At 48.1% G+C, this 24,399-nt stretch carries 19 protein-coding genes, 17 tRNA genes and 2 rRNA genes; 31 read left to right on the forward strand and 7 right to left on the reverse strand.

Annotated elements, in window-relative coordinates:
* Positions 1-146: 146 nt before the first annotated feature.
* The 28 genes from MKY01_RS01405 to MKY01_RS01540 all read left to right on the forward strand — a co-directional run bounded on the left by MKY01_RS01405 (position 147) and on the right by MKY01_RS01540 (position 15,349).
* A 23S ribosomal RNA gene (locus MKY01_RS01405) occupies positions 147-3,072 on the forward strand.
* A gap of 80 nt (positions 3,073-3,152) precedes the next feature.
* A 5S ribosomal RNA gene (gene rrf, locus MKY01_RS01410) occupies positions 3,153-3,269 on the forward strand.
* A 38-nt stretch (positions 3,270-3,307) separates the two neighbouring features.
* A tRNA-Ile gene (locus tag MKY01_RS01415) sits at positions 3,308-3,381 on the forward strand.
* Positions 3,382-3,416: 35 nt separating this feature from the next.
* Positions 3,417-3,492: transfer RNA gene (locus MKY01_RS01420), tRNA-Ala, on the forward strand.
* Between the two features lies 1 nt (position 3,493).
* Positions 3,494-3,569, forward strand: a tRNA-Asn gene (locus MKY01_RS01425).
* A 4-nt stretch (positions 3,570-3,573) separates the two neighbouring features.
* Positions 3,574-3,645: transfer RNA gene (locus MKY01_RS01430), tRNA-Glu, on the forward strand.
* 6 nt (positions 3,646-3,651) lie between these two features.
* Positions 3,652-3,727: transfer RNA gene (locus MKY01_RS01435), tRNA-Val, on the forward strand.
* A 17-nt stretch (positions 3,728-3,744) separates the two neighbouring features.
* Positions 3,745-3,818: transfer RNA gene (locus tag MKY01_RS01440), tRNA-Met, on the forward strand.
* Positions 3,819-3,845: 27 nt separating this feature from the next.
* Positions 3,846-3,923, forward strand: a tRNA-Asp gene (locus MKY01_RS01445).
* A 17-nt stretch (positions 3,924-3,940) separates the two neighbouring features.
* A tRNA-Phe gene (locus tag MKY01_RS01450) sits at positions 3,941-4,016 on the forward strand.
* Between the two features lie 20 nt (positions 4,017-4,036).
* A tRNA-Thr gene (locus tag MKY01_RS01455) sits at positions 4,037-4,112 on the forward strand.
* Between the two features lie 9 nt (positions 4,113-4,121).
* Positions 4,122-4,207, forward strand: a tRNA-Tyr gene (locus MKY01_RS01460).
* Positions 4,208-4,217: 10 nt separating this feature from the next.
* Positions 4,218-4,293, forward strand: a tRNA-Lys gene (locus MKY01_RS01465).
* Between the two features lie 6 nt (positions 4,294-4,299).
* Positions 4,300-4,380, forward strand: a tRNA-Leu gene (locus MKY01_RS01470).
* Positions 4,381-4,390: 10 nt separating this feature from the next.
* Positions 4,391-4,465 (forward strand) — tRNA-Gly (locus MKY01_RS01475).
* Positions 4,466-4,472: 7 nt separating this feature from the next.
* Positions 4,473-4,549: transfer RNA gene (locus tag MKY01_RS01480), tRNA-Arg, on the forward strand.
* A 17-nt stretch (positions 4,550-4,566) separates the two neighbouring features.
* A tRNA-Leu gene (locus MKY01_RS01485) sits at positions 4,567-4,645 on the forward strand.
* A gap of 7 nt (positions 4,646-4,652) precedes the next feature.
* Positions 4,653-4,726, forward strand: a tRNA-Pro gene (locus MKY01_RS01490).
* A 10-nt stretch (positions 4,727-4,736) separates the two neighbouring features.
* A tRNA-Gly gene (locus MKY01_RS01495) sits at positions 4,737-4,807 on the forward strand.
* Between the two features lie 395 nt (positions 4,808-5,202).
* A complete protein-coding gene (gene iolD, locus MKY01_RS01500) occupies positions 5,203-7,068 on the forward strand; it encodes a 3D-(3,5/4)-trihydroxycyclohexane-1,2-dione acylhydrolase (decyclizing) (protein ID WP_339285095.1) in 1,866 nt (621 codons plus the stop codon).
* Positions 7,069-7,121: 53 nt separating this feature from the next.
* On the forward strand, positions 7,122-8,012 hold the full coding sequence (gene iolE / locus MKY01_RS01505) for a myo-inosose-2 dehydratase (RefSeq protein ID WP_339285096.1): 891 nt from the start codon (positions 7,122-7,124) through the stop codon (positions 8,010-8,012).
* Between the two features lie 211 nt (positions 8,013-8,223).
* Positions 8,224-9,234 (forward strand): 5-dehydro-2-deoxygluconokinase, encoded by a 1,011-nt coding sequence (gene iolC, locus MKY01_RS01510; RefSeq protein ID WP_339285098.1) that lies wholly within the window; start codon positions 8,224-8,226, stop codon positions 9,232-9,234.
* A 99-nt stretch (positions 9,235-9,333) separates the two neighbouring features.
* Positions 9,334-10,809: a CoA-acylating methylmalonate-semialdehyde dehydrogenase gene (locus MKY01_RS01515; RefSeq protein WP_339285099.1), complete on the forward strand. Its 1,476-nt coding sequence runs from the start codon at positions 9,334-9,336 to the stop codon at positions 10,807-10,809.
* Positions 10,810-10,878: 69 nt separating this feature from the next.
* Positions 10,879-11,931, forward strand: coding sequence for an inositol 2-dehydrogenase (iolG, locus tag MKY01_RS01520; protein ID WP_076329989.1), 1,053 nt, complete (start codon positions 10,879-10,881; stop codon positions 11,929-11,931).
* A gap of 110 nt (positions 11,932-12,041) precedes the next feature.
* Positions 12,042-12,848 carry a 5-deoxy-glucuronate isomerase gene (gene iolB, locus MKY01_RS01525; protein ID WP_036607990.1) on the forward strand — a complete coding sequence of 269 codons (807 nt, stop codon included), beginning with the start codon at positions 12,042-12,044 and terminating at the stop codon, positions 12,846-12,848.
* 129 nt (positions 12,849-12,977) lie between these two features.
* On the forward strand, positions 12,978-13,985 hold the full coding sequence (locus MKY01_RS01530; protein ID WP_282319679.1) for a LacI family DNA-binding transcriptional regulator: 1,008 nt from the start codon (positions 12,978-12,980) through the stop codon (positions 13,983-13,985).
* Positions 13,986-14,315: 330 nt separating this feature from the next.
* Positions 14,316-14,843 (forward strand): hypothetical protein, encoded by a 528-nt coding sequence (locus MKY01_RS01535; RefSeq protein ID WP_282319678.1) that lies wholly within the window; start codon positions 14,316-14,318, stop codon positions 14,841-14,843.
* Positions 14,840-15,349, forward strand: coding sequence for a GNAT family N-acetyltransferase (locus MKY01_RS01540; protein WP_051449808.1), 510 nt, complete (start codon positions 14,840-14,842; stop codon positions 15,347-15,349). Before MKY01_RS01535 ends, MKY01_RS01540 begins: the two co-directional genes overlap by 4 nt.
* Positions 15,350-15,497: 148 nt before the next feature.
* Here the strand turns inward: MKY01_RS01540 and MKY01_RS01545 are convergent, their stop codons facing one another.
* The 3 genes from MKY01_RS01545 to MKY01_RS01555 all read right to left on the reverse strand — a co-directional run bounded on the left by MKY01_RS01545 (position 15,498) and on the right by MKY01_RS01555 (position 17,391).
* Entirely contained in the window at positions 15,498-15,857 is a 360-nt protein-coding gene (locus tag MKY01_RS01545) for a hypothetical protein (RefSeq protein ID WP_076254902.1), read from the reverse strand.
* Between the two features lie 261 nt (positions 15,858-16,118).
* Positions 16,119-16,958 (reverse strand): DUF4261 domain-containing protein, encoded by an 840-nt coding sequence (locus MKY01_RS01550; protein WP_282319677.1) that lies wholly within the window; start codon positions 16,956-16,958, stop codon positions 16,119-16,121.
* Positions 16,959-17,034: 76 nt separating this feature from the next.
* Positions 17,035-17,391, reverse strand: a complete 357-nt coding sequence (locus MKY01_RS01555) for a DUF1304 domain-containing protein (protein ID WP_315371169.1) — start codon at positions 17,389-17,391, stop codon at positions 17,035-17,037.
* A 266-nt stretch (positions 17,392-17,657) separates the two neighbouring features.
* Here MKY01_RS01555 and MKY01_RS01560 point away from each other — a divergent pair, with 266 nt between their 5' ends.
* Complete coding sequence (locus tag MKY01_RS01560) at positions 17,658-18,191, forward strand: MOSC domain-containing protein (protein WP_017691131.1); 534 nt, start codon at positions 17,658-17,660, stop codon at positions 18,189-18,191.
* Positions 18,192-18,207: 16 nt separating this feature from the next.
* On the opposite strand, the gene MKY01_RS01565 is transcribed toward MKY01_RS01560, so the two are convergent.
* From MKY01_RS01565 to MKY01_RS01575, 3 genes are read right to left on the reverse strand one after another with little or no spacing between them, the layout of a single operon-like run.
* Positions 18,208-19,047, reverse strand: a complete 840-nt coding sequence (locus tag MKY01_RS01565; RefSeq protein WP_282319675.1) for a helix-turn-helix transcriptional regulator — start codon at positions 19,045-19,047, stop codon at positions 18,208-18,210.
* Positions 19,048-19,075: 28 nt separating this feature from the next.
* Positions 19,076-19,813 (reverse strand): WecB/TagA/CpsF family glycosyltransferase, encoded by a 738-nt coding sequence (locus MKY01_RS01570; RefSeq protein ID WP_282319673.1) that lies wholly within the window; start codon positions 19,811-19,813, stop codon positions 19,076-19,078.
* A complete protein-coding gene (locus MKY01_RS01575) occupies positions 19,810-20,349 on the reverse strand; it encodes an SUKH-3 domain-containing protein (protein WP_282319671.1) in 540 nt (179 codons plus the stop codon). Before MKY01_RS01575 ends, MKY01_RS01570 begins: the two co-directional genes overlap by 4 nt.
* Positions 20,350-20,574: 225 nt before the next feature.
* Here MKY01_RS01575 and MKY01_RS01580 point away from each other — a divergent pair, with 225 nt between their 5' ends.
* Both MKY01_RS01580 and MKY01_RS01585 read left to right on the forward strand, forming a co-directional pair.
* Positions 20,575-21,024 carry an SRPBCC family protein gene (locus tag MKY01_RS01580; RefSeq protein WP_017691129.1) on the forward strand — a complete coding sequence of 150 codons (450 nt, stop codon included), beginning with the start codon at positions 20,575-20,577 and terminating at the stop codon, positions 21,022-21,024.
* 177 nt (positions 21,025-21,201) lie between these two features.
* A complete protein-coding gene (locus tag MKY01_RS01585) occupies positions 21,202-22,731 on the forward strand; it encodes a PAS domain-containing protein (RefSeq protein WP_076329983.1) in 1,530 nt (509 codons plus the stop codon).
* Between the two features lie 145 nt (positions 22,732-22,876).
* Here the strand turns inward: MKY01_RS01585 and pyk are convergent, their stop codons facing one another.
* Entirely contained in the window at positions 22,877-24,292 is a 1,416-nt protein-coding gene (gene pyk, locus MKY01_RS01590) for a pyruvate kinase (RefSeq protein WP_036607968.1), read from the reverse strand.
* Positions 24,293-24,399 lie beyond the last annotated feature (107 nt).

The raw sequence follows: 24,399 nt of genomic DNA on the forward strand, positions 1-24,399 counted from the left end.
AACATTCCTTTTTAGCTGAACTTGTGTTAAACAAGTTTCAATAAAAACGGTAGTCAAATTGCTTTTGTGATGGTATCGGGTGAGAGCGACTTTTGGCTTTGCGCAAGCAAAACAAGGGAAGCGAGCGGCCGAAACCGGAACAAAATGGTTAAGCTACTAAGAGCACACGGAGGATGCCTAGGCGCTAGGAGCCGATGAAGGACGTGGCGAACAACGAAACTGCCTCGGGGAGCTGTAAGCAAGCTTTGATCCGGGGGTGTCCGAATGGGGAAACCCAGCTGGGGTAATTTCCAGTTACTCATAACTGAATACATAGGTTATGCAGAGGCATACCAGGGGAACTGAAACATCTAAGTACCCTGAGGAAGAGAAAACAATAGTGATTCCGTCAGTAGCGGCGAGCGAACGCGGAGAAGCCCAAACCAAAGAGCTTGCTCTTTGGGGTTGTGGGACGTCTCACATGGAGTTACAAAGGAACCGGTTAAGCGAAGAGGTCTGGAAAGGCCCGCCAAAGAAGGTAAAAGCCCTGTAGTTGAAAGTCTGTTCCCTCCGAGACGGATCCCGAGTAGTGCGGGGCACGTGAAACCCCGTATGAATCCGGCAGGACCATCTGCCAAGGCTAAATACTTCCTAGCGACCGATAGTGAAGCAGTACCGTGAGGGAAAGGTGAAAAGCACCCCGGAAGGGGAGTGAAATAGAACCTGAAACCGTGTGCTTACAAAAAGTCAGAGCCCGTTTTAGGGGTGATGGCGTGCCTTTTGTAGAATGAACCGGCGAGTTACGTTCCCGTGCAAGGTTAAGGTGAAGAGCCGGAGCCGCAGCGAAAGCGAGTCTGAATAGGGCGACTTAGTACGTGGACGTAGACCCGAAACCGGGTGATCTACCCCTGTCCAGGGTGAAGGTGCGGTAACACGCACTGGAGGCCCGAACCCACGCATGTTGAAAAATGCGGGGATGAGGTGGGGGTAGCGGAGAAATTCCAATCGAACTCGGAGATAGCTGGTTCTCCCCGAAATAGCTTTAGGGCTAGCCTCGGAAAACAGAGTCGTGGAGGTAGAGCACTGATTGGGTGCGGGGCCCGCAAGGGTTACCAAGCTCAGTCAAACTCCGAATGCCATAGACTTACTTCCGGGAGTCAGACAGTGAGTGCTAAGATCCATTGTCAAAAGGGAAACAGCCCAGACCATCAGCTAAGGTCCCCAAGTGTGTGTTAAGTGGGAAAGGATGTGGAGTTGCACAGACAACCAGGATGTTGGCTTAGAAGCAGCCATCATTGAAAGAGTGCGTAATAGCTCACTGGTCGAGTGACTCTGCGCCGAAAATGTAACGGGGCTAAACACACCACCGAAGCTATGGCTTGATGCTTTGCATCAGGGGTAGGGGAGCGTTGTATAAGGGTTGAAGGTGTACCGTAAGGAGCGCTGGACATTATACAAGTGAGAATGCCGGTATGAGTAACGAAAAGATCAGTGAGAATCTGATCCGCCGAAAGCCTAAGGGTTCCTGAGGAAGGCTCGTCCGCTCAGGGTAAGTCGGGACCTAAGGCGAGGCCGAAAGGCGTAGTCGAAGGACAACAGGTCGAAATTCCTGTACCACCGTAAGCCGTTATGAGCAATGGGGGGACGCAGTAGGGTAGTGACGCGGACTGATGGATGTCCGTCTAAGCAGTGAGGCTGATGTGTAGGCAAATCCGCACATTGTAAGGCTGAGCTGTGATGGGGAGCGAAAATTATAGTAGCGAAGGTCATGATCTCACACTGCCAAGAAAAGCCTCTAGCCAGGTGATGGTGCCCGTACCGCAAACCGACACAGGTAGGCGAGAAGAGTATTCTAAGGCGCGCGGAAGAACTCTCGTTAAGGAACTCGGCAAAATGACCCCGTAACTTCGGGAGAAGGGGTGCCCCGGTAGTGTGAATAGCACGAGGGGGCCGCAGTGAAAAGGCCCAAGCGACTGTTTAGCAAAAACACAGGTCTGTGCGAAGCCGTAAGGCGAAGTATACGGGCTGACGCCTGCCCGGTGCTGGAAGGTTAAGGGGAGTGGTTAGGAGCAATCCGAAGCTGTGAACCGAAGCCCCAGTAAACGGCGGCCGTAACTATAACGGTCCTAAGGTAGCGAAATTCCTTGTCAGGTAAATTCTGACCCGCACGAATGGCGTAACGACTTGGGCGCTGTCTCAACGAGAGATCCGGTGAAATTTTAATACCTGTGAAGATGCAGGTTACCCGCGACAAGACGGAAAGACCCCATGGAGCTTTACTGCAGCTTGATATTGAATTTGGGTACGATCTGTACAGGATAGGTGGGAGCCTTTGAAGCATGAGCGCCAGCTTGTGTGGAGGCAACGTTGGGATACCACCCTGATCGTATCTAGGTTCTAACCTGGTACCGTAATCCGGTGCGGGGACAGTGTCAGGTGGGCAGTTTGACTGGGGCGGTCGCCTCCTAAAGAGTAACGGAGGCGCCCAAAGGTTCCCTCAGAATGGTTGGAAATCATTCGAAGAGTGCAAAGGCATAAGGGAGCTTGACTGCGAGACCTACAAGTCGAGCAGGGACGAAAGTCGGGCTTAGTGATCCGGTGGTACCGCATGGAAGGGCCATCGCTCAACGGATAAAAGCTACCCTGGGGATAACAGGCTTATCTCCCCCAAGAGTCCACATCGACGGGGAGGTTTGGCACCTCGATGTCGGCTCATCGCATCCTGGGGCTGAAGTAGGTCCCAAGGGTTGGGCTGTTCGCCCATTAAAGCGGTACGCGAGCTGGGTTCAGAACGTCGTGAGACAGTTCGGTCCCTATCTGTCGTGGGCGTAGGAAATTTGAGAGGAGCTGTCCTTAGTACGAGAGGACCGGGATGGACGTACCGCTGGTGTACCAGTTGTTCCGCCAGGAGCACCGCTGGGTAGCTATGTACGGACGGGATAAACGCTGAAAGCATCTAAGCGTGAAGCCCCCCTCAAGATGAGATTTCCCAGTATGTAAGACCCCTTGAAGACGACGAGGTAGATAGGCTGGGGGTGGAAGTGCAGCAATGCATGGAGCTGACCAGTACTAATCGGTCGAGGGCTTATCCAATAGCAAGTGATAATTCGCATGTTTCGTTTCGAATCTAGTTTTCAGAGAACAACACTCTGAAATGTAAGCTATGCTATGCGTTTGGTGGCGATGGCGGAGGGGTTCCACACGTACCCATCCCGAACACGACCGTTAAGCCCTCTAGCGCCGATGGTACTTGGACCGCAGGGTCCTGGGAGAGTAGGACGCCGCCAAGCGAAACCCCATTGGGGTATTTTTTTTCGAAAATTGATAAGGGCCCTTAGCTCAGTTGGTTAGAGCGCACCTCTGATAAGGGTGAGGTCGGTGGTTCGAGTCCACCAGGGCCCATAGCAAGACCACAACAATGAAATACACCAGAGTATGGGGCCATAGCTCAGCTGGGAGAGCGCCTGCCTTGCAAGCAGGAGGTCAGCGGTTCGATCCCGCTTGGCTCCACCATTCCCTGATAGCTCAGTTGGTAGAGCACTCGACTGTTAATCGAGTTGTCACAGGTTCGAGCCCTGTTCGGGGAGCCAGTAAGGCCCGTTGGTCAAGGGGTTAAGACACCTCCCTTTCACGGAGGTAACAGGGGTTCGAATCCCCTACGGGTCATATTATGGAGGCTTAGCTCAGCTGGGAGAGCATCTGCCTTACAAGCAGAGGGTCGGGGGTTCGATCCCCTCAGCCTCCACCATATAAACTTTATAACGACGCGGGGTGGAGCAGCCCGGTAGCTCGTCGGGCTCATAACCCGAAGGCCGCAGGTTCAAATCCTGCCCCCGCAATTATACTTTCCTTTGAGAAAGTGATCTGGAACCGTGGTGTAGTTGGCCTAACATGCCTGCCTGTCACGCAGGAGATCGCGGGTTCGAATCCCGTCGGTTCCGCCATTTTTTTATTCTAGTAAGGCTCGGTAGCTCAGTCGGTAGAGCAGAGGACTGAAAATCCTCGTGTCGGCGGTTCGATTCCGTCCCGAGCCACCATTTATAACACCATGTAATACGCCGGTGTAGCTCAACTGGTAGAGCAACTGACTTGTAATCAGTAGGTTGGGGGTTCAAGTCCTCTCGCCGGCACCATGTAATCCTGGAGGATTAGCGAAGCGGCCAAACGCATCAGACTGTAAATCTGCTCCCGTACGGGTTCGGTGGTTCGAATCCATCATCCTCCACCAGTTTTTCTATGAGTCATTAGCTCAGTTGGTAGAGCACCTGACTTTTAATCAGGGTGTCGAAGGTTCGAGCCCTTCATGACTCACCATTATATGCGCGTGTGGCGGAATTGGCAGACGCACTAGACTTAGGATCTAGCGTCTTTGACGTGGGGGTTCAAGTCCCTCCACGCGCATCCTTTATTTGCGGAAGTGGCTCAGCGGTAGAGCATCGCCTTGCCAAGGCGAGGGTCGCGGGTTCGATTCCCGTCTTCCGCTCCAATATTTTGCGCCCTTAGCTCAGCTGGATAGAGCGTTTGACTACGAATCAAAAGGCCGGGAGTTCGAATCTCTCAGGGCGCGCCATTATAACTTCATATTTTGCCGGCGTGGCGGAATGGCAGACGCGCTCGACTCAAAATCGAGTGGGAAACCGTGGAGGTTCGAGTCCTCTCGCCGGTATAGATAACGGGATGTAGCTCAGCTTGGTAGAGCACCTGGTTTGGGACCAGGGGGTCGCATGTTCAAATCGTGTCATCCCGATTTTTTTTATGCGGGTGTAGTTCAATGGTAGAACTTTAGCCTTCCAAGCTAATAGCGTGGGTTCGATTCCCATCACCCGCTTATATATTGAAAAAGAAAGAGACGGTACTCACCGTCTCTTTCTTTTTTTCTGCATTCACAGGCATATTGACCATGATTGTATACGAAGATCATGGATTATATAGCTGATTAGCATGTACCAACATGTATCCCATCCTCACGATATATTCCCCTCTCTTTTAAGTCTGTCCTTAGTCATTGTGGAAGTGTTCAAATAGAGAAGGTCTAACACATGTTTGAACACAAGAATATCTTTTCTTTATCACAATTTATAAAAACGCTTACAAAAATAGCTTGCGTAAATCATTAACCTGTAATACCATATCAATTAAGCGCTTAACCTTTAGGGGTAAGGCGCTTAAACTTAACTTAGATTAAGCGCTTAACCCGTAAAGGAAAGGACGGCGATCAAACTCATGAAAACAATTCGATTAACGATGGCTCAGGCACTGCTTCGATACCTGGATCAGCAATATATCTCGGTTGACGGGGTGGAAACCAAGTTTGTGAAGGGAATCATCGGTATTTTTGGACATGGCAATGTAACAGGCATTGGAGAAGCGCTGGAGCGCAGTCCGGGAAGCCTGACGTATATGCAAGGCAAGAACGAACAAGGAATGGTGCATACGGCAGCGGCTTATGCCAAGCAGAAGAACCGTAGACAGATCTATGCATGTACTACATCCATTGGACCTGGTGCTTTGAATATGATTACGGCGGCAGCTACTGCAACGGTGAACCGAATTCCGGTTTTATTGCTTCCTGGAGACAACTTTGCTACACGGGAACCGGACCCGGTACTTCAGCAGTTGGAAGTGAGCAGTGATTATACAATCTCAGCCACTGATCCATTCAAAGCCGTCAGCAAGTACTGGGATCGCATCGTTCGTCCCGAACAGTTGATGATTGCTGTTACACAGGCCATGCGTGTGCTAACCGATCCAGCAGAGACGGGAGCAGTAACGCTCGCATTGCCGCAGGATGTGCAGGCAGAAGCGTACGATTACCCGGAATCTTTCTTTGCCCGCAAAGTACATTATCTGGATCGTCGTCCCCCGGTACAGGCAGCCATTGAACGGGCAACGGAGCAGATTGCCCGAGGCAGAAAGCCGCTGCTCGTTGCAGGCGGCGGTGTGTTGTACTCTGAGGCGTCCGTTCAACTCGTGGAGTTCGCCGAGGTATTTGGTATTCCGATCGCCGAGACGCAGGCGGGCAAGAGCGCAGTTTCTTGGGACCACCCACTAAATGTGGGGGCCATCGGGGTTACGGGCTCTCTGGCAGCCAATAGGCTGGCGAGAGAAGCAGACGTTGTGATCGGCGTCGGTACGCGGTTCTCGGATTTCACGACGGCGTCCCGCTCTGCTTTTCAACATCCGGAAGCGTCATTCATCAACATCAACTTGAACAGCATGGATGCCGCCAAGTTAGGCGGAGAAGCCATTCTGGCAGATGCACGCGAAGGATTGCAGGCTTTGCAGAAGGAATTGCAGCAAAGACGATATCGCAGTGCATATGGTGCATCTGAAATCGCTGATCTCCGCGCTGAGTGGAATGCAGAAGTGGATCGGCTGTATGCAGCTCAACATGAAGCAGGGCTGGCACAGACTACGGCAGTCGGCATCGTTAACCGGACCATTGATCCATCTTCCGTCATAGTGTGTGCGGCAGGCAGTCTGCCGGGTGATCTACATCGTCTGTGGCGTGCGTCTGTACCAAAGACATACCACATGGAGTATGGATTCTCCTGTATGGGGTACGAGGTAAGTGGAGCGTTCGGAGCAGCACTTGCCGAGCCGGATCGTGAAGTGTACGCCATGGTAGGGGATGGCAGTTATCTGATGCTGCATTCGGAGTTTGTGACCAGTTTGCAGGAACAGAAGAAGATGACTATTTTATTATTCAACAACAATGGATTCCAATGTATTCATAATTTACAGCGGGAACATGGTAGTGACGGGTTTGGCAATGAGTTCCGTTATCGGGATTCCGAGAGTGGACGACTGACGGGGAATTACATGCCAATGGACTTTGCTGCACACGCCCGAAGCATGGGAGCCAAATCCTATAGAGCGGAGACAGCAGAACAGCTGGAACAAGCACTCCGAGATGCGAAGAACGAAACAGTGAGTACGTTGATTGAGATTCCGGTCGTGCCTGGAACCAACGCAGGTGGATACGAGTCATGGTGGAATGTGGGTGTACCTGAGGTATCTGCCGAAGAAAAGGTAGTTCAGGCTCATCACACCATGCAAGCCAACCGTGCCAAAGCAAGACCGATTTAATCCGGTTTAATATAGTGAACCACAATGTTGAACGACAAAGGAGACGTGGAGCAATGAGCAAGCTGCCATTCCAGCTTGGGATTCATCCGATCAATTGGGTCGGTGAAGATGTGAAGGAGCATGGTGATGCGACAACGTGTGCACAGATTCTGGATGACATTCAGCGTCTTGGGCTGACGGGTACAGAGATGGGACGTAAATATCCTACCGATTCTGCTATATTGCGTGAGGAATTGAGCAAAAGGAATATCAAGCTGGTCTCCCAGTGGAAATCTGTACTTTTCTCCGACCCGGCATATCGTCAGTCGGAGCTGGACAGTTATCGCAAACATGCGGAATTTCTGCAATCCATGGGCAGTAAGGTAATCAGTACGGCAGAGGTAGGCGGGTCACTTCATTTTGATCCAAGACGGACACCGAATGAAAAAGAAGTGCTCAGACTCAGCGAATCTGAATGGCATATCCTCGCTGAAGGATTGAACGAAGCAGGAGCTATTGCCCGCGAACTTGGGTTGAAGCTTACGTATCATCATCATGGAGGCACAGTGGTAGAGCAACCGGATGAGATTGATCGACTGATGGAGCTGACAGACCCTTCTCTCGTGTATCTGCTCTATGATACTGGTCATGCCTACTATGGCGGAGCCGATCCACTTGAACTGCTGCGCAAACATTATGATCGGATCGCCTATATCCATCTGAAAGATATCCGCCCGCATGTGCTGGATGAAGCACGCGCGGAGCAGTCTGACTTTGTCGGTTGTATTCGTAGAGGAGTGTTCACTGTACCAGGCGATGGATGCATTGATTTTGCACCAATTCTACAAGAACTGATCACACGAGGGTACGATGGCTGGGCGATGCTTGAAGGAGAGCAGGACCCTGCGATTCATAACCCATATGAGTATGCGAAGCGATCTTTGAAGTATATGGAGTCGTTATAGCAACACAGCTGATTCGTTTAGCATTGCAGCGGTCAGAGGCCACACCTATGAAGCGAAAAAGGAAGAAGGCCAGCAAGATTATAAAGTTACGATTGGAAAATAAAACTGACTTACTCTAGCCGTTTACGAGTTCTTACGATGGAATGAGTAACTAGTCTAGATATCCATATAGAACATGGAAAATCCCACTACAGAAAGGGGCTCACATGCAATGACTTACGTATCCTTTCCGGTATCCAGGAAGAAGGATTTCACCGCGATTGGCCGCTTGTGCATCGACTTGAACGCCAATGAGATCAATCGCCCGATGGAAGAGACGATGACGTTCACGAAGTATGTAGGTGGCTCTCCGGCCAATATTACGATTGGCATGTCCAGACTGGGTATGAAGACGGCTTTTATCGGCAAAATCGCAGGTGACCAGATGGGCAGATTCATCCAGAGTTATTTGGAGAAGAACGGCATCGACACATCAAATTTAGTTACAGATGACACTGGAGCGGTGACAGGGCTTGCTTTTACCGAAATCAAAAGCCCAACGGATTGCAGTATCCTGATGTACCGGGACAATGTAGCGGATTTGTTATTACAGGCGCAAGAGGTACAAGAGCAGTTGATTGCTGACTCCAAAGTGCTGTTAATCTCAGGCACAGCCCTCGCGCAGAGCCCATCCCGTGAAGCCGTATTACAGGCACTAACGTATGCAAAAAAACATGGCACAGTTATTGTGTTTGATCTGGACTATCGCCCATACACATGGACATCGGACGAAGAGACAGCGGTCTATTACAACCTTGCAGCCGAGAAATGCGATATCATCCTCGGCACACGTGAAGAGTTCGACATGATGGAGACATTCGACCACAATCCGGATCATAGCGATCAAGTAACTGCACAGAAATGGTTTGATTTCTCGGCGAATATTGTAGTAATCAAACACGGCAAGGAAGGGTCCATTGCTTATACGCGTGAAGGGCTTTCCCATCGTGCGGACAGCTATCCGGCAAAAGTGGTCAAAACGTTCGGCGCAGGCGACTCTTACGCGGCTGGGTTCCTGTATGGATTGATGCAGGGCTGGACAATTGAGCGCAGTATGGCGTATGGCAGTGGCGCAGCAAGTATCGTTATTTCAAGCCACAGCTGTTCGGATGCAATGCCAACGGTGGAACAGGTGAATGACTACATTGAACGTTGCAATCGGGGCGAGATTACCGTGTCTTGAAGCTCGTTGCAATACTTTGAATAACACACTCATACAGATCAACATCAATCATATAAGTTCAACATAAGGGATCACACATAAGCGAAGGGAGACAGGGCTATGGGAAAAGGAATTTCTGAAGCGTCTGCAACAGCGACAATGGTACAAAACTGGATCGGAGGTGCCTGGGTAACCCCAGCGTCAACTCGCACGGAGCCAGTGGTGAATCCGGCTACAGAAGAGGTTATTGCACATGTGCCACTGTCCGAACAAGCGGACGTGGATCTGGCGGTTCAGACAGCACGAGAAGCGTTCAAATCCTGGAGCAGCACACCGGTTCCGCGCCGTGCACGTATTCTGTTCCGCTACCAGCAGTTGCTGGTTGAACATTGGGAAGAGCTCGCTCGCCTGGTGACACTGGAGAACGGTAAAAGTTATGCCGAAGCGTACGGCGAGGTATTGCGTGGCATTGAATGCGTCGAGTTCGCGGCAGGTGCCCCGAATCTGATGATGGGCAAACAACTGCCTGACATCGCGACAGGACTGGAGTCGGGCATGTACCGCTACCCAATCGGCGTAATTGGGGGGATTACCCCATTCAACTTCCCGATGATGGTGCCGTGCTGGATGTTCCCGCTGGCTATTGCGTGTGGTAACACCTTTGTCCTGAAGCCGTCCGAGCGCACACCGCTGCTGGCAGGCCGCCTGGCAGAGCTGTTCAAGGAAGCGGGGCTTCCTGACGGCGTGCTCAACATCGTTCACGGTGCGCATGATGTCGTGAACGGGTTGCTGGAACATAAGGATGTTCAAGCGATCTCCTTTGTCGGATCACAACCTGTAGCTGAATACGTCTACACCACTGCATCCAAGCATGGCAAACGGGTACAGGCACTGGCTGGTGCCAAAAACCACTCCATCGTTATGCCAGACGCCGATCTCGATCTAACCGTGAAAGAGATTACCAGTGCAGCCTTTGGCTCAGCAGGGGAACGTTGCATGGCATGTGCGGTTGTTGTCGCTGTGGGTGATGTGGCTGACGAACTAGTACAAAAGCTGGTGGAAGCAGCAGACCGCATTACCATTGGTAACGGTATGGATGATGGCGTGTTCCTCGGTCCTGTCATCCGTGGACCACATAAAGAGCGTACACTCAGTTACATTGAAGCCGGAGAGCAGGAAGGCGCGGCATTGATTCGGGATGGACGTAAGGATCAGGCGACAGGTGAATCCGGTTATTTTGTAGGGCCTACGGTATTCGACCAAGTTGATAGCAATATGAAAATTTGGCAGGATGAGATCTTTGCTCCGGTACTCTCGGTGGCAAGAGTGTCTACGCTGGAGGAAGCCGTTGAGCTGGCGAACCGTTCCGACTTTGCCAACGGGGCGTGTCTGTTCACCCGCAGCGGAGCGAGTATGCGTCAATTCCGTGAAACGATTGATGCGGGCATGTTGGGTATTAACCTGGGCGTACCTGCACCAATGGCATTTTTCCCGTTTTCCGGTTGGAAAAAGTCCTTCTATGGTGATCTACATGCCAATGGTACGGATGGTGTTGAATTCTACACTCGCAAGAAGATGGTAACGGCGCGCTGGTAACAACCAGAGCATCACTCGGGCTAAGGGGAACGCCCAGCCCATATGGACGCACATAGGGAGGATAACGGAATGGGCAAGGACAAAGTGAGAATTGGCATCATCGGTGCTGGACGGATCGGCAAAATTCATGCAGACAATCTCCTGCGTAACCCGCATGCCGAGATTGTGGGAATCAGTGACTTATTTGCAGGTCCTGAATTGGAGGCTTGGGCCTCCAGTCGTGGCATCCCTGTTGTAACAACGAACAGCAGCGAGTTGATCTCGATGCCTAATGTAGACGCGGTGCTGATCTGTTCTTCAACAGATACACATGTGCCGTTGATCGAACAGGCCGCCCAGGCGGGCAAACATATCTTCTGCGAGAAGCCGGTCAGCATGGATCTGGCACAGACCCAAGCGGCGGTAGCGGCAGTTCAGAAGGCTGGCGTGAAGCTACAAATTGGATTTAACCGCCGCTTCGATCACAATTTCAGACGGATACGTGCGCATGTGCAGGATGGTACGATTGGTGATCCACATATTATCAAAATTACGTCTCGCGACCCGAGTCCGCCTCCTGCGGAGTACATCCGGGTGTCTGGCGGGATCTTCATGGACATGATGATCCACGATTTTGACATGGCCCGTTATCTGTCCGGGAGTGAAGTGGAAGAAGTGTACGCTCAGGGCAACGTGCTGATCAATCCGGTTTTTGCGGAACATGGTGACGTGGATACAGCGATTGTAACGATGACTTTTGCCAATGGAGCGATTGGTGTCATTGATAACAGTCGTCAGGCTGTATACGGGTATGACCAGCGTGTTGAAGTGTTTGGCTCGATGGGCAGTGCCGCAGCGGCGAATGATCATCCGAATACGGCTGAAATCAGTACAGCGGCCGGGCTCATGCGCGACAAACCGTTACACTTTTTCCTGGAACGCTACAATGAAGCATATGTACAGGAGACAGCCCTCTTTATCGATGCAATCATTCATGATACACCGGTTATCGTTGATGGCCACGATGCAGTACAGGCAGAACGAATTGCACTGGCAGCAAAAATGTCCATGGAGCGGGGAAGACCTGTGAAGCTGAGTGAAGTCCCTGGGGTGTCACTGGAATCGCAAACGGCAACGCCATAGGTGGATGATTAAAGTCACTTTTTTCTAATAGAGCGTAAGAATGGTCCAAGTTTTGTTTTTTATAAGTATCAGGTTGTTGTGGACGATTACAGAAAGGAGTGGATGACAAGATGTCAGAACGTATTGTGAAACCCGTGGTGAACCCGGAGGGAGACGGTACACTTATAAACGTAACACCGGAGTCGGCGGGGTGGGAATATGTTGGCTTTCAGGTAGCGAAGCTGGCGGAGGGGGAGACGCTAACCCGTGAGAGCGGTGATCAGGAACTCTGTGTGGTGCTTCTCAGTGGTTTCGCCAATGTAAGTACCCGGGAGCACACATGGGATAATATCGGAAAAAGAATGAGTGTTTTCGAGAAAATACCTCCGTACTCGGTCTACGTCTCAACTTCCGATCAAGTACAGATCACAGCACGTACCGAACTGGAAATCGCTATATGTGTTGCACCCGGTAAAGGAACGCACCCGGCTCGTCTCATTGCACCCGAAGATGTAGGGGTAGAGGCGCGAGGGTATGGTAATCTGGAACGCCAGATTCACAACATTTTGCCGGAACAGAAGGAAGCGGACAGTCTGCTCGTTGTTGAGGTATTCACACCAGATGGGCATTGGTCCAGTTACCCGCCACATAAGCATGATCGGGACGCACTCCCGGATGAATCTTTGCTGGAAGAAACGTATTATTTCCGCGTGCAGCCTGAGCAGGGGTTTGCCATTCAGCGCATATACACGGACGATCGTTCTGTGGACGAGACGCTAGCAGTGAAAAACGGTGAAGTGGTGCTTGTTCCGGACGGATATCATCCGGTAGGCGCTCCTCCGGGGTATGAGGTCTACTATCTGAACGTGATGGCTGGACCAACCCGGACCTGGAAATTCCATAACGATCCTGACCATGAGTGGTTGATGAAAAAGTAAAAAAGTTCATGCTACGCACATTGTGCTGGCTTCAAGTTGCGTATGCAGACTTCCCCCTGCATAATGAGAAGAAGAGAACAATTATCTATGTATAACGAAATTTATATATAGCACAAATGGGGAAAAACAATGAAAGCAACCATATACGATATAGCACGCGAGGCGGGTGTATCCATTGCAACCGTCTCGCAGGTCATTAATGGCAAAGGCAAGATCAGCGAGAAGCGGCGCGCTGAGATTATGGAGATCATGGAACGCCTTCACTATCAACCCAGTGCGATCGCAGCTGCACTTACAGGGAAGCAGACGTATACATTGGGGCTGCTCGTACCGGACATCTCAAACCCTTATTTTGCAGAACTCGCCAGAGCCGTGGAGGATCGAAGCCGTCAATTGGGTTACAGCGTGGTCATCTGCAGTACGGATAATAAGGACGAGCGGGTAGAGCGTTATCTGAATCTGCTTCAGCAAAAAAGGGTAGATGGCATGATGATCGGAACCGGGATCGATAATGCAGAAATTTTGTCACCCCTCTTGCAGCAGTCTATCCCTGTTGCTCTGATTGCCCGTCATATGCCATCCCTGTCGGTTCATACAGTCACCATTGACGACATAATTGGCGGAGCACTCGCAGCGGAGCATTTGCTTGAACTGGGGCACACCCGTGTAGCGGTTCTGTCGGAACCGTCCAAAGTCAGCAGCAGTCAGGAACGTGTACGTGGATTCCGTGAAACACTGATTAAGGCAGGCCATACGCTGGAACCGAATCAAATCCGAGAATCGGCAGCTGACCTGAGCTCGGCCAAAAAAGAGGCGTTACTGCTGCTCGGTGAGAAGGATCACCCGACAGGTTTGTTCTGTTGTAATGACATTCAGGCCATTGGTGCACTTCAGGCAGCCAAAGAGCTGGGGCTACGCGTGCCAGAGGATGTGTCGATTATCGGGTTTGATAATACCATTCTGGCTTCGGTAACCAGTCCACCGCTTACGACCGTTGCCCAGCCAATTGAAGAATTGGGACATCGCGCTGTAGATCTGTTGATTGAAGAGTTAAAGGATGAACAAAAAGAGCCACAGAAGATTGTGCTGAAGCCTGAGCTGGTTATCCGAGAATCAGCAGGTCGTGTATTGAGCTGAAAACAAATAGTTTTCGGCGTACGCTGAACAGATGTGAGGTCAAGTCTACGTATGTCATATTCATGCTCGGGATAAGGGTTATCGTCTTACCTGTTCTGAATAGGTAATAAAACAATATAACAAAGTAACAAACAAGCCGCGCTCACCCTATGGGAGAACGCGGCTTGTTCATTTAAATGTTCCAATTTTAGTGTAGCCCAAAAACGTCATCGTAATTGAGGGACCAGAGATAAGAAATGACATTGGAACAGAAGGAGTGAGATGTTATACTGGGATATATCAATAATTACCAATTTATATGTTTTATGTAGATCTAGAGAGGGGATTGGGATGAGTAGACAAATCAAGATGATTATGGGTATCGTCATGATTATTGTTTTTTTAGCTATTGCAGTGCGTATGTATACCTCTGGTCAATATACTAAGTATATCCCCAGCAAACACACGACGTTTCGAGCAGAGGTCACAGATCATATGACGATGCTGGATACATTGGATCGACTGACGATTAGGAAAATCTCCGACAATGAACCGTATAATGAAGATGATGAAGTGACGATTACAGATCCCAATAAGATTAGAGATATGCTGAAGCTATTAAAGGATGTTGATCTTAAAAGAGTACGGGAATTCGACGTTTCCGAAAGGAATCCGCATTACTATGAGTGGCGACTTACCATTAATAAAGAAGGTCGCTTTACCGATGGATTTGGACTGACGTTTTATAATGAAAAGTCCATCTCAATCTACAGCGAGGCAAAAACAAGAGACAAATTTCAGGACTACGAGATTACCAATGAGTTTAATCTGAATGAGATGGACCGCCTTTTTGAAAAGCTGAAGGAGGAGCAAACATGACCATCATAACCAACTATTATGTACGCCCTATTGAAGAACAGGATATCCCCTTTCTGTGGGAGATGTTATACGCATCCCTGCATAGAAGAGAAGGTGATGAACCTTTTCCAATCGAAAGTATTCATACTCCCGGACTGTCCAAATACGTTGAAGACTGGGGAAGAGAAGGGGATTTCGGGTATGTTGCAGTTGACCAGCAGGGCAAGAGACTAGGTTCAATAACATTAAGATTCTATACGGATCAGAATGCGGGATACGGTTATGTGAATGCAGCTACGCCAGAGATGGGGATGGCTGTAACGGAAGATGCACGTGGAAAAGGAGTAGGTACCTTACTGCTTCAGACCGCATTAGATGAGGTTGAACGGCGGGGAATTGCAGCAGTCTCGCTCAGTGTTGACCCGGATAACCAAGCGATTCGCTTATATAAGCGGTTAGGATTTGTGGAGGAGTCCCTAAATGGTACATCAGTAACGATGGTACGTGTAAGTAAACTTGAATCTTAAATGATGAGCGTTCGGATCACTGGGAAAACTGAGTAAACCACGTGGAACTGCAAAAGAAGAGGCGTTTCCTCATGGGAACGCCTCTTTCTGTGTGCCATGTACAGCATCGGTATCTCTCTTATTATACTAAGTCCGTAGCACTTTAATATTATTTCAACAAAAATGCCAAAGCCTCGTCATACGTTTCCCATTGGAATTCAGTCTGGTGCGCCGATTCTTTGGAAATCCGATTCAATTGCATTTTGGCGATTGCACCACCTACCGCTACACTGGCTCGTTTCATACCCCAATGTGTCAGTAATTTCTGGTGTTCCACAATTTTTTCTTTGGTGTCTTGAGGGAAAGCCTTCATGTTCCGCATATCTACTAGCACATCAAACGAATTTCCCAATTGTTCCGCTATTCTCTGGATTTCTGTATTCGTTTGTTCGACATGTTCAGGAGAAACAATACCTTCCCAGATAATTTCAATAATAGGTTTAGTTGAATCCAAACGTCTAACAGACATGTAGGCAACTCCTCGATAATAAAATAAATATGTAATATATGAGACTATAAGCCTATTAATTATACCTTTTTATAACGAGAATGAAAACTAAATTCATAATTAAGTGGTTCTTATGGACTACTTATTCCTAGGGAAGTTAAATTCAGGGATTGTTATCATATCTTCATTGGAAGGAAGGTTAAATAGCTAAAAGCCGCCCAGAGAATGAACTCCAGACGGCCTCTATAACTGTAACATGATAAATTGAAAATCCTACGTAAATTAGAAGCCAATCTTCAAACTGTTACCTTCCGTTGCTACACCTTTGGAAAGGGAAATGCTCAGCTTTTGTTCTGCCGAGAAGCCTAGTGTTTCCCCATCATGCAGTGTGACGTCGTTCTCAACCACATACGTTGTGGTCATGAACATCATCTCAAATACATCGCTTAAGGATTCAGACGATTGCATAATCTCCATCTCTTCTTTTCCAAAGTTACGTAGTCCGTAAGTGTAAGCTGAAGCGCCTTCGGCATTTTGGAATAATCCGATGAAAATCCAGAGCGAGACGGGCAACTCATCATGTTTGATCCCACGGCTGGTTTCGACATACTGACTGGCTTCAACAACAAGTGGGGCCATGTATATGGCAAGCGCGTGATCCAACTGTAACAAAGCACTCGCTGTTTGAGTGAACAGAACATGTCCTTCAATTGCATCTGTTGCGTTCAGAACAGAGACAATAATCTGAGACTGGTGCCGTGAGGTAACTTGCTCCGCTTCTCGCCAAAGGATATTGAGTTTGGCATTCTCCTCAACTTCACAGTCAGGCACAGGCGCGGCAATGTGGGCACATACTACCTGCATTCCATTCACTTCGAAAAAGAGATTGCCCTCCTCTGGGCGTTCTTCAATCTCGATATCCCATTCGTTCTTCATGTTCCTGATGAAGAGGTCAAAATCACAATCGTCACGCTCCAGCAGGACAAAACCCACGATGGTTTCACTGTAATTCGTCGATTCGACAGCACCACCTGAAGGTAATTTCTCCTTTTTGCGCCGCCGAAGCTTGTCAAACAATCCCATGACATGTTCTCCTTCCAATTCCAGAACGATTCTGGTCATTGTACACTGCTATCTATTCACTACCTTACCATAAAGGAGTTAACATGAATCGAAGCAATGCACCATTCGACAGAAATTACAGGAACAGAACTAGCAACAACGCAATGATCGCAGGCAAACCTTGTTTGATAATGATCGACCGTGAAGAAGTTGCTCCTCCATAAAGAGCCGCAATAATCACACACGCCAGGAAGAAAATCTGAATATGCTGTCCAACGGCAGCATCCGGATATACGAGTCCCCAGATCAGACCTGCCGCAAGAAATCCATTGTAAAGACCTTGATTGGCCGCGAGAGATTTGGTGGATCTGGCGAATTCCGGCGTGAGATTAAAGGTTTTCATTGTGCGTGGACGAGTCCACATAAACATCTCCATCACCATGATATAGAAGTGTTCGACAGCTACAAGAGCTACAAAAATGATACTAATCAAAGGAAACACCTTGCTTTCTGATATGTAATTTATTTACTTGTCCATCCTAGTATAAATGTTTGCAACAAGAACGGAAAGAGCAAATTTAATTTGTAACAATTTAATTGCGTATTATTAAAATCATTTATCGTTATCCAGTTGAGTTATGATGTTGAAATTAAAAAATGGTTACAAAGGTAAGCATACGCCGATTGTCGACAATCCATTCATTGGGTAATAATGAACAATAAAGAAGTAATATTGCTCAGGAAAGGGAGGAGATTACTATGGGAACAGTTCAATTCGTCATGTTGGCTGATGATCCATCCACATTTGTGACCCGAGTTGTACCTTTTATCGACATTGAGCTTGCAGGAATTCCGGGTGACCGTCATTATGGTCTGCTTCGTCCGGCGGACTCACGTCAGAAAATCTACAAGCGTGGCACACCGATTGCGAATCGCCGCCAGATCAGTATTGTGTCTGAGGAAGAATGTGCTCTTATTGCTGAGAAAATGAACATTCCTGAAGTGCGTCCAGAGTGGCTTGGTGCCAATATACTGGTTCGTGGCATTGATCGATTGACGGAACTGCCTGCTGGAACGCGGCTCCTATTTCCGAACGGGACAGGGTTAATATGTGAAGGGGAGAACCTTCCCTGTGTACATCCGGGAAAAATGATTGAACAATTCTATGAACAGGACGGTTTGCGCAAAAAATTCGTGCCTGCGGCTCGCAAAAAACGTGGGATTGTATGCTCGGTTGAACGGGAAGGTGTAATTCACACGGGGGATACCATAGAAGTCATTCACCTGTCCTGATTTTCAGGACAGGTTTCTAATTGATCAGCCCTCGGCGCTCACCATGCGGATGTCTAGAGTGTAAGTATTCCTCTGGTGTACTGCCAATAATGGACTTGAAATCTCGGATGAAATGGGATTGATCATGATATCCAAGATCCTGAGATAGCTTAATCAGGTCACAGTGAAGACCGCGGTCCATCCATTCTGCAGCATTTTGCAGACGATACAACTTGATTACCGTTTTGGGTCCGATGCCCACATACTGATTGAACAGCCGTTGAAGCTTTCGGGTATGCATATTCCAATAAGAAGACAGATCATCCACTCTCAGCATCTCTCGGTTCTGTTCAATCTGTTGCACAATATCATTAACCATTCTCGCTTGAGCATCTTCAGCAGGAAGGTGTGCACACAATAGCTGGTCGATGTAACTGATTTTATCCGCATCATCCCCCGCCCCAAGAAGCCGGTCTTCCAAGGACTCCGCTGTGACGTCCAGAATATTGGATACATTCATCGGTTGACCGTACAATGAAGAGACAGGAGCGCGGAGGAAGGGATGAAACCCTCCTGGGTTGAACTTCACGCCCAATACACGACCTTTCCCGCTCACAAGATAGGAGAATTTACGTCCCGATGGTCCGAAGAAAAACGTATTGTTCCGTTCCACAACCAGATTGACACAGGGGTTAGGCACGACATGTTGGGGATACGGTTCAAGTCCAGTCAGATCCCACGATACGATCCAGTAATGTTTAACAAAAGGGCGAAGTGCTTCGGAAGGAGCATGGCGTGTCAGTTGATATTTATGATCACCTTCATTCAGATTCAGCAGGCCCATACTTGGTCTGTCTCCTTGTTCTACCTGTTGCATCCGAATCATCCCTCCTGCTCATCTCACATTATTTAGGTTCTCTGAACAACAATGCCCGCACAGCAAAACGGGGTAAAATGAGTTGCCTGCGCCATCTCGAAGGTTGACTGAGGAGGCGATAGAGCCATTCCAGGTTAAGCTTCTGCCATATCGCAGGGGCACGTTTGGTTTTGCCGGCCACGATATCGAGACTGCCTCCAACACCTATGGCTACACGAGCGTTCAACTGGTGGCGATACTTGTTAATCCAGTGTTCCGCATGGGGGGCGCCAAGAGCCACGATAAGAAAGTCTGGTTGAGCAGTACAAATCTCTTCCACAATCTGTTGTTCCTCATCTGCCTGGAAGTAACCATGGTGTCTGCCTTTTACAACAACTCCCGGATAACGTTGCGCAATAACTTTCACGGCCTCTTCACTGACACTTTCTTCTGCTCCCAGCATGTAGAATGACCAGTGTTTTTGATTGCCTTCCTCCAATAAACGAAACAGCAGATCACAACCGGTTACCCGTTCAGTCAATTGACCGCCCCGAAAACGGGATACCATCACAATGCCAGCACCGTCAGCTGTGACCAACCCGGCTTGATCGACGACTTTCCGAAGAGAGGCATTCTTTTGACAGGACATAACAATCTCGGGATTACCTGTGATGACATGGAAGAGTTCATTGCTTTCCTGATCTACGACTTTATCAAGGATCGCAACGGTTTGATCCATCGTGACATTGGGAAAAGGGATACCCATAATATTGGTTGATTGGCTCATATCTCATTTCCTTTCTTATTCCATCCCATGAGTGAATGGGGAACAAGCTTTTGCATGTGAAGTTCATGTATCATACTGTCAATCAGATTATCGAATGCATGTACGTTTGGATCATAGTCGTGTAACAGATACAGTTTGCCCGAACGGCCAATGGCTGTGACTGCGGAATAGTAGTATCCGGTTAATCCAAGACAATAACAATCTTCATTAGCGTATTTCAAGATCGAATGCATCTCTGTGGAACAACGTAGTGTCTCTTCAGCATTCGGAATAAAATGAACTTCATATTCATGCCAGGGGCTTTCAGCCAGCACTTCCCCGGAGATGTGGCTATAGTATTTAAAATATATAATTTCATCTATTCCCCAAAACTCTTCTAGAAACGATCGGGCAGCCGGAAATAAATCTGCGGATGTAGGGCACTGCTCTATGTATGCCGAGATGTCAACGCATCGGTTCTCATACCAACCCGCTTTCTGCAGCAACTGAATCATTTGTTGATAGGGTAACAATGAGGATTGTGACGTTCCAGTCATATTGAACAGACCTGTTATTTCATTCCAGTTTAGTATATCTGATCTTCTGGGAAAGCACTATATAGGCGCAATCCGTTGGGATCATGGTATAACATTCCCAGCAACATAAAGAGCTTATATTTTACCTGTTGTCGCGTTTTTACAATACGGCCTTTGGGGTATAACGATAGGATAGGAGTGCGAGCTTGGCAGATCGCGTATCCAATACATAAAGGGAGTGAGTCCATGGAACTGAAATATGAATTCTATATCAATGCAGGACTGGAAGAGGTGTGGAATGCTCTAATATCACCAGACGGCACACGGAACAGCTTTTTCGGCAGCGAACTTCGCACCAATTTCCAACCAGGCCAGCCGTTTGCTTATGTAGGGCCGGGCAATGATGGTGCGGAGACTGTCCATGTGTATGGAGATATATTGGAATTTGAACCGTTGTCCAGACTCAGTTATCAGGAGCATCCCGGGCCGTCGTACCATGCGAATCATGCCGAGCTTCAATCCAGAGTGGTCTTCCAGTTGGAAACTGTAGGTGAGTGTACGAAGCTGACGCTGATCAATGATCAATTTACAGATAACCATCCTTCCATTGCGAATGCACAGAGCAGCTGGTGGATGATTCTAAGCAGCATCAAAACTTGGGTGGAGACGGGGAAAACACTGAATTTTGGCTGGTAGCTGGTAAGAGGCAGTCATTTAAGAATTATTTTCATAAAAAATAAAGGCAATTAATATAAGAACCATTGCTGTTTCAGCGCTGGTTCTTGTTTTTATACAAAATTAAGACCATTGCTCTACACTTAATGTCTGATAATGTCGAAATATATATCATATGAGCTAAGAGGAGAAATGAGCATGTTTCGTAAACGTACTGAATCGACCAAACCCCTTCGTACAGATACTCATCAGAGATTATTGGAGTATAGTCGTAAACTGGTAGCAAACGCAGAAAAGGGCAACTATGACGCATGGATCGAAGATGGCATTGAGTTTCAGGATACTGATGAAATAGCTAGTAATATCAAAAAAGCAGTACATATGATGAAAGCACAAAACGAAGCCGTGGAAATGCGCCTTAGAATGCTGAATCAGGCGATGAATGTGGGATTATGGGAATCTGAAATTGTTGCCGGTGATCCACTGGATAACAATAATATCGTCGCATTTTCGAATGAATTCCGCCAAATGTTAGGCTTCCATAATGCCAAGGATTATCCCGATTCATTTGCAAGCTGGGCGAAATCGATCTATCCGGATGACAGACCCCACCTGGTGCAGGAGATTATGAAACATGTGAATGACACAAGAGCAACAACTGCCTATAACGTCATCAGCCGTATGATTACAAAAAGTGGAGAAATCCGCTGGTTCCGATGCCTTGGACAAGTCATCAGAAATCAGGCTGGAGTTCCGGTCAAACTCCTGGGCATCATGTTTGATATTCATGAGGAGAAGAGCAAGTCTGATGAGCTGGAAGCACTCGTCACCCGATATGATCTGGTTAACCGCGCCTTGGTGGAGGCTCCGTGGGATATGACCGTTGTGGCTGGAGATGTAGTTAATCCGAACAATGAATTTTGGTGGTCACCCCAGTTCCGTAAAGAATTAGGGTTTAAAGACGAGCAGGATTTCCCGAATGTGTTCAGCAGCTGGAGCAGCCGACTTCATCCGGAAGACCATGATCGGACGATCAACGAATTTGCCAGACATATGAACGATTACAGTGGTCGTACACCGTACGATCTGGATTATCGTCTGCAACGCAAAGACGGGGAGTATCGGTGGTATCACGCGGGTGGGGAGACCATTCGGGATCAGGATGGAGTACCACTCCGTGTAGCTGGAACCATTCGAGATGTTACCCATGAGAAGAATAAGGAACAGATCGTGGAAGCCATGAATCTGAAAACAAAACAATTGTCGGAGTCCATTGGCGAGATGGTACGTGGAATCAACTCGATTACCGATCAGGCACAGGATCTGGTGACTGCGCAGGAATTATCTGCCGATGCAGCCATTCAAGTGAAAAGCAGTGCAGATGATACGAAGAATATCACCGTATTTATTCGAGAGATTGCCAGTCAAACCAATCTGCTGGGGTTGAATGCAGCCATTGAAGCTGCACGAGCGGGAGAGCTGGGACTGGGATTTGGCGTCGTTGCAGGTGAAGTGCGGAAACTGGCTGATCACAGTTCGGAGGCCACAGTAAATATCGAAGATAGCATGCAGAAAATGAAAACACTGATTGATCAGATTCTTGAACATATCGGTAATATGTCCACGTTAACGCAAAATCAAGCTGCTCTGACACAACAGGTGAATGCTTCAATGGATGAGATCAACACCATGTCACAGGATCTGGTTAATTACTCGAGGAATCTATAATCTCGAAGCCGTTTGTTATAACATCACGATCATTGGCAACAACATCAACAAAAAACCACCGGGCAGCATTTCTGCTCCCGGTGGTTTTTTGTATTTCTATTTCTATTTTATAGCTAAGATATATAGCTTCAGTTCAGTTATTGAATTAAACTTGTTGAACTTTGATCAGGTTTGTATTACCGGATTGACCGATTGGAACACCAGCGGACAACACAATGATATCACCTTTTTCAATGTAACCTGTTTTGATTGCGTTACGCGTAGCAGACTCGAACATTTCATCCGTTGTGGTTACTTTGTCGCCCATAACCGGAATAACACCGGAGAGCAGGCAGATTTTCGCCAATACTTCTTCATGTTGTGTAACTGCGATGATTGGTGCTTTTGGACGATACTTGGAGATCATACGTGCTGTGAATCCACTCTCAGTTGAAGTGATGATTGCTTTTGCATTCAGTACGAGGGAAGAACTTACAGCGCCCTGACTGATAACTTCAGTAATATCAGCGATCTGTTGAGCCGATTTTTGTGCGAATTGCTCTTTGTAATCGATCATCGTTTCAGCACGGCGAGCAACAGCAGCCATCGTGCGCACGGATTGTACCGGATATTTACCAGCAGCTGATTCACCGGACAACATCACAACGTCAGCACCTTGAAGTACAGCATTGGCCACGTCACTAACTTCGGAACGAGTAGGGCGTGGGTTCACTTGCATGGACTCCAGCATGTGTGTAGCTACGATAACTGGTTTACCAGCGCGGTTACATTTATCGATCATTTCTTTTTGCATCATTGGTACGTCTTCGATCGGAACTTCAACCCCGAGATCTCCACGAGCTACCATGATGCCGTCAGATGCTTCAATAATATCGTCCAGGTTGGTCATACCTTCCTGGTTTTCGATTTTGGAGATGATCTGAACGTGGTCTACACCGCGTTCTTTCAAAATGCTGCGGATTTCACGGATGTCATCACCTTTACGAACAAAGGATGCTGCGATAATTTCGATATCGTTTTCGATCCCAAATCCGATGTGCATAACGTCACGCTCGGTTACACCTGGCAATGTCGTTTTGATTCCTGGCAAGTTAACCCCTTTGCGTGGTTTCAGAATGCCGCCACTGATGATTTTACAATGGATATCGGATCCTTCCACAGACAGTACAGTCAGATCCACAAGGCCATCATCGATGAGGATACGATCGCCAGGTTTCACAACGAGGTTCAGTTCCGGATAGTTTACCGAGATACGCTCAGCGTCACCAAGAATTTCTTCGGTAGTCAGGATCAGCTCTTTACCAGCTTGCAAATGGCAGGATGCTTCTTTCAGTTTACCGATACGTACTTCCGGCCCTTTGATGTCCATCATGATCGGTATATAGGTGTTCAGTTCGGAAGCTGCTTTGCGGATATTATTAATCCGTGTAACGTGATCTTCCAGTTCGCCATGAGCCATGTTCAGACGGGCAACGGTCATACCTTCCTGAATCATTACTTTTAACAATTCGATTGAGTCACAAGCAGGTCCCATGGTACAAATAATTTTTGTTTTTAACATGCTAATTTCCTCCTCATATTTAAGCTTATATGTGTATTGTAGCGTTTTCTGTCGAATCAGGGTATGAACTATAGTACAATGATTAGAGTATAGTCCGATAATGAGGT

Origin of the sequence: Paenibacillus sp. FSL R5-0486 (genome assembly GCF_037975155.1) — a bacterium.
GTDB lineage: Bacteria > Bacillota > Bacilli > Paenibacillales > Paenibacillaceae > Paenibacillus > Paenibacillus amylolyticus.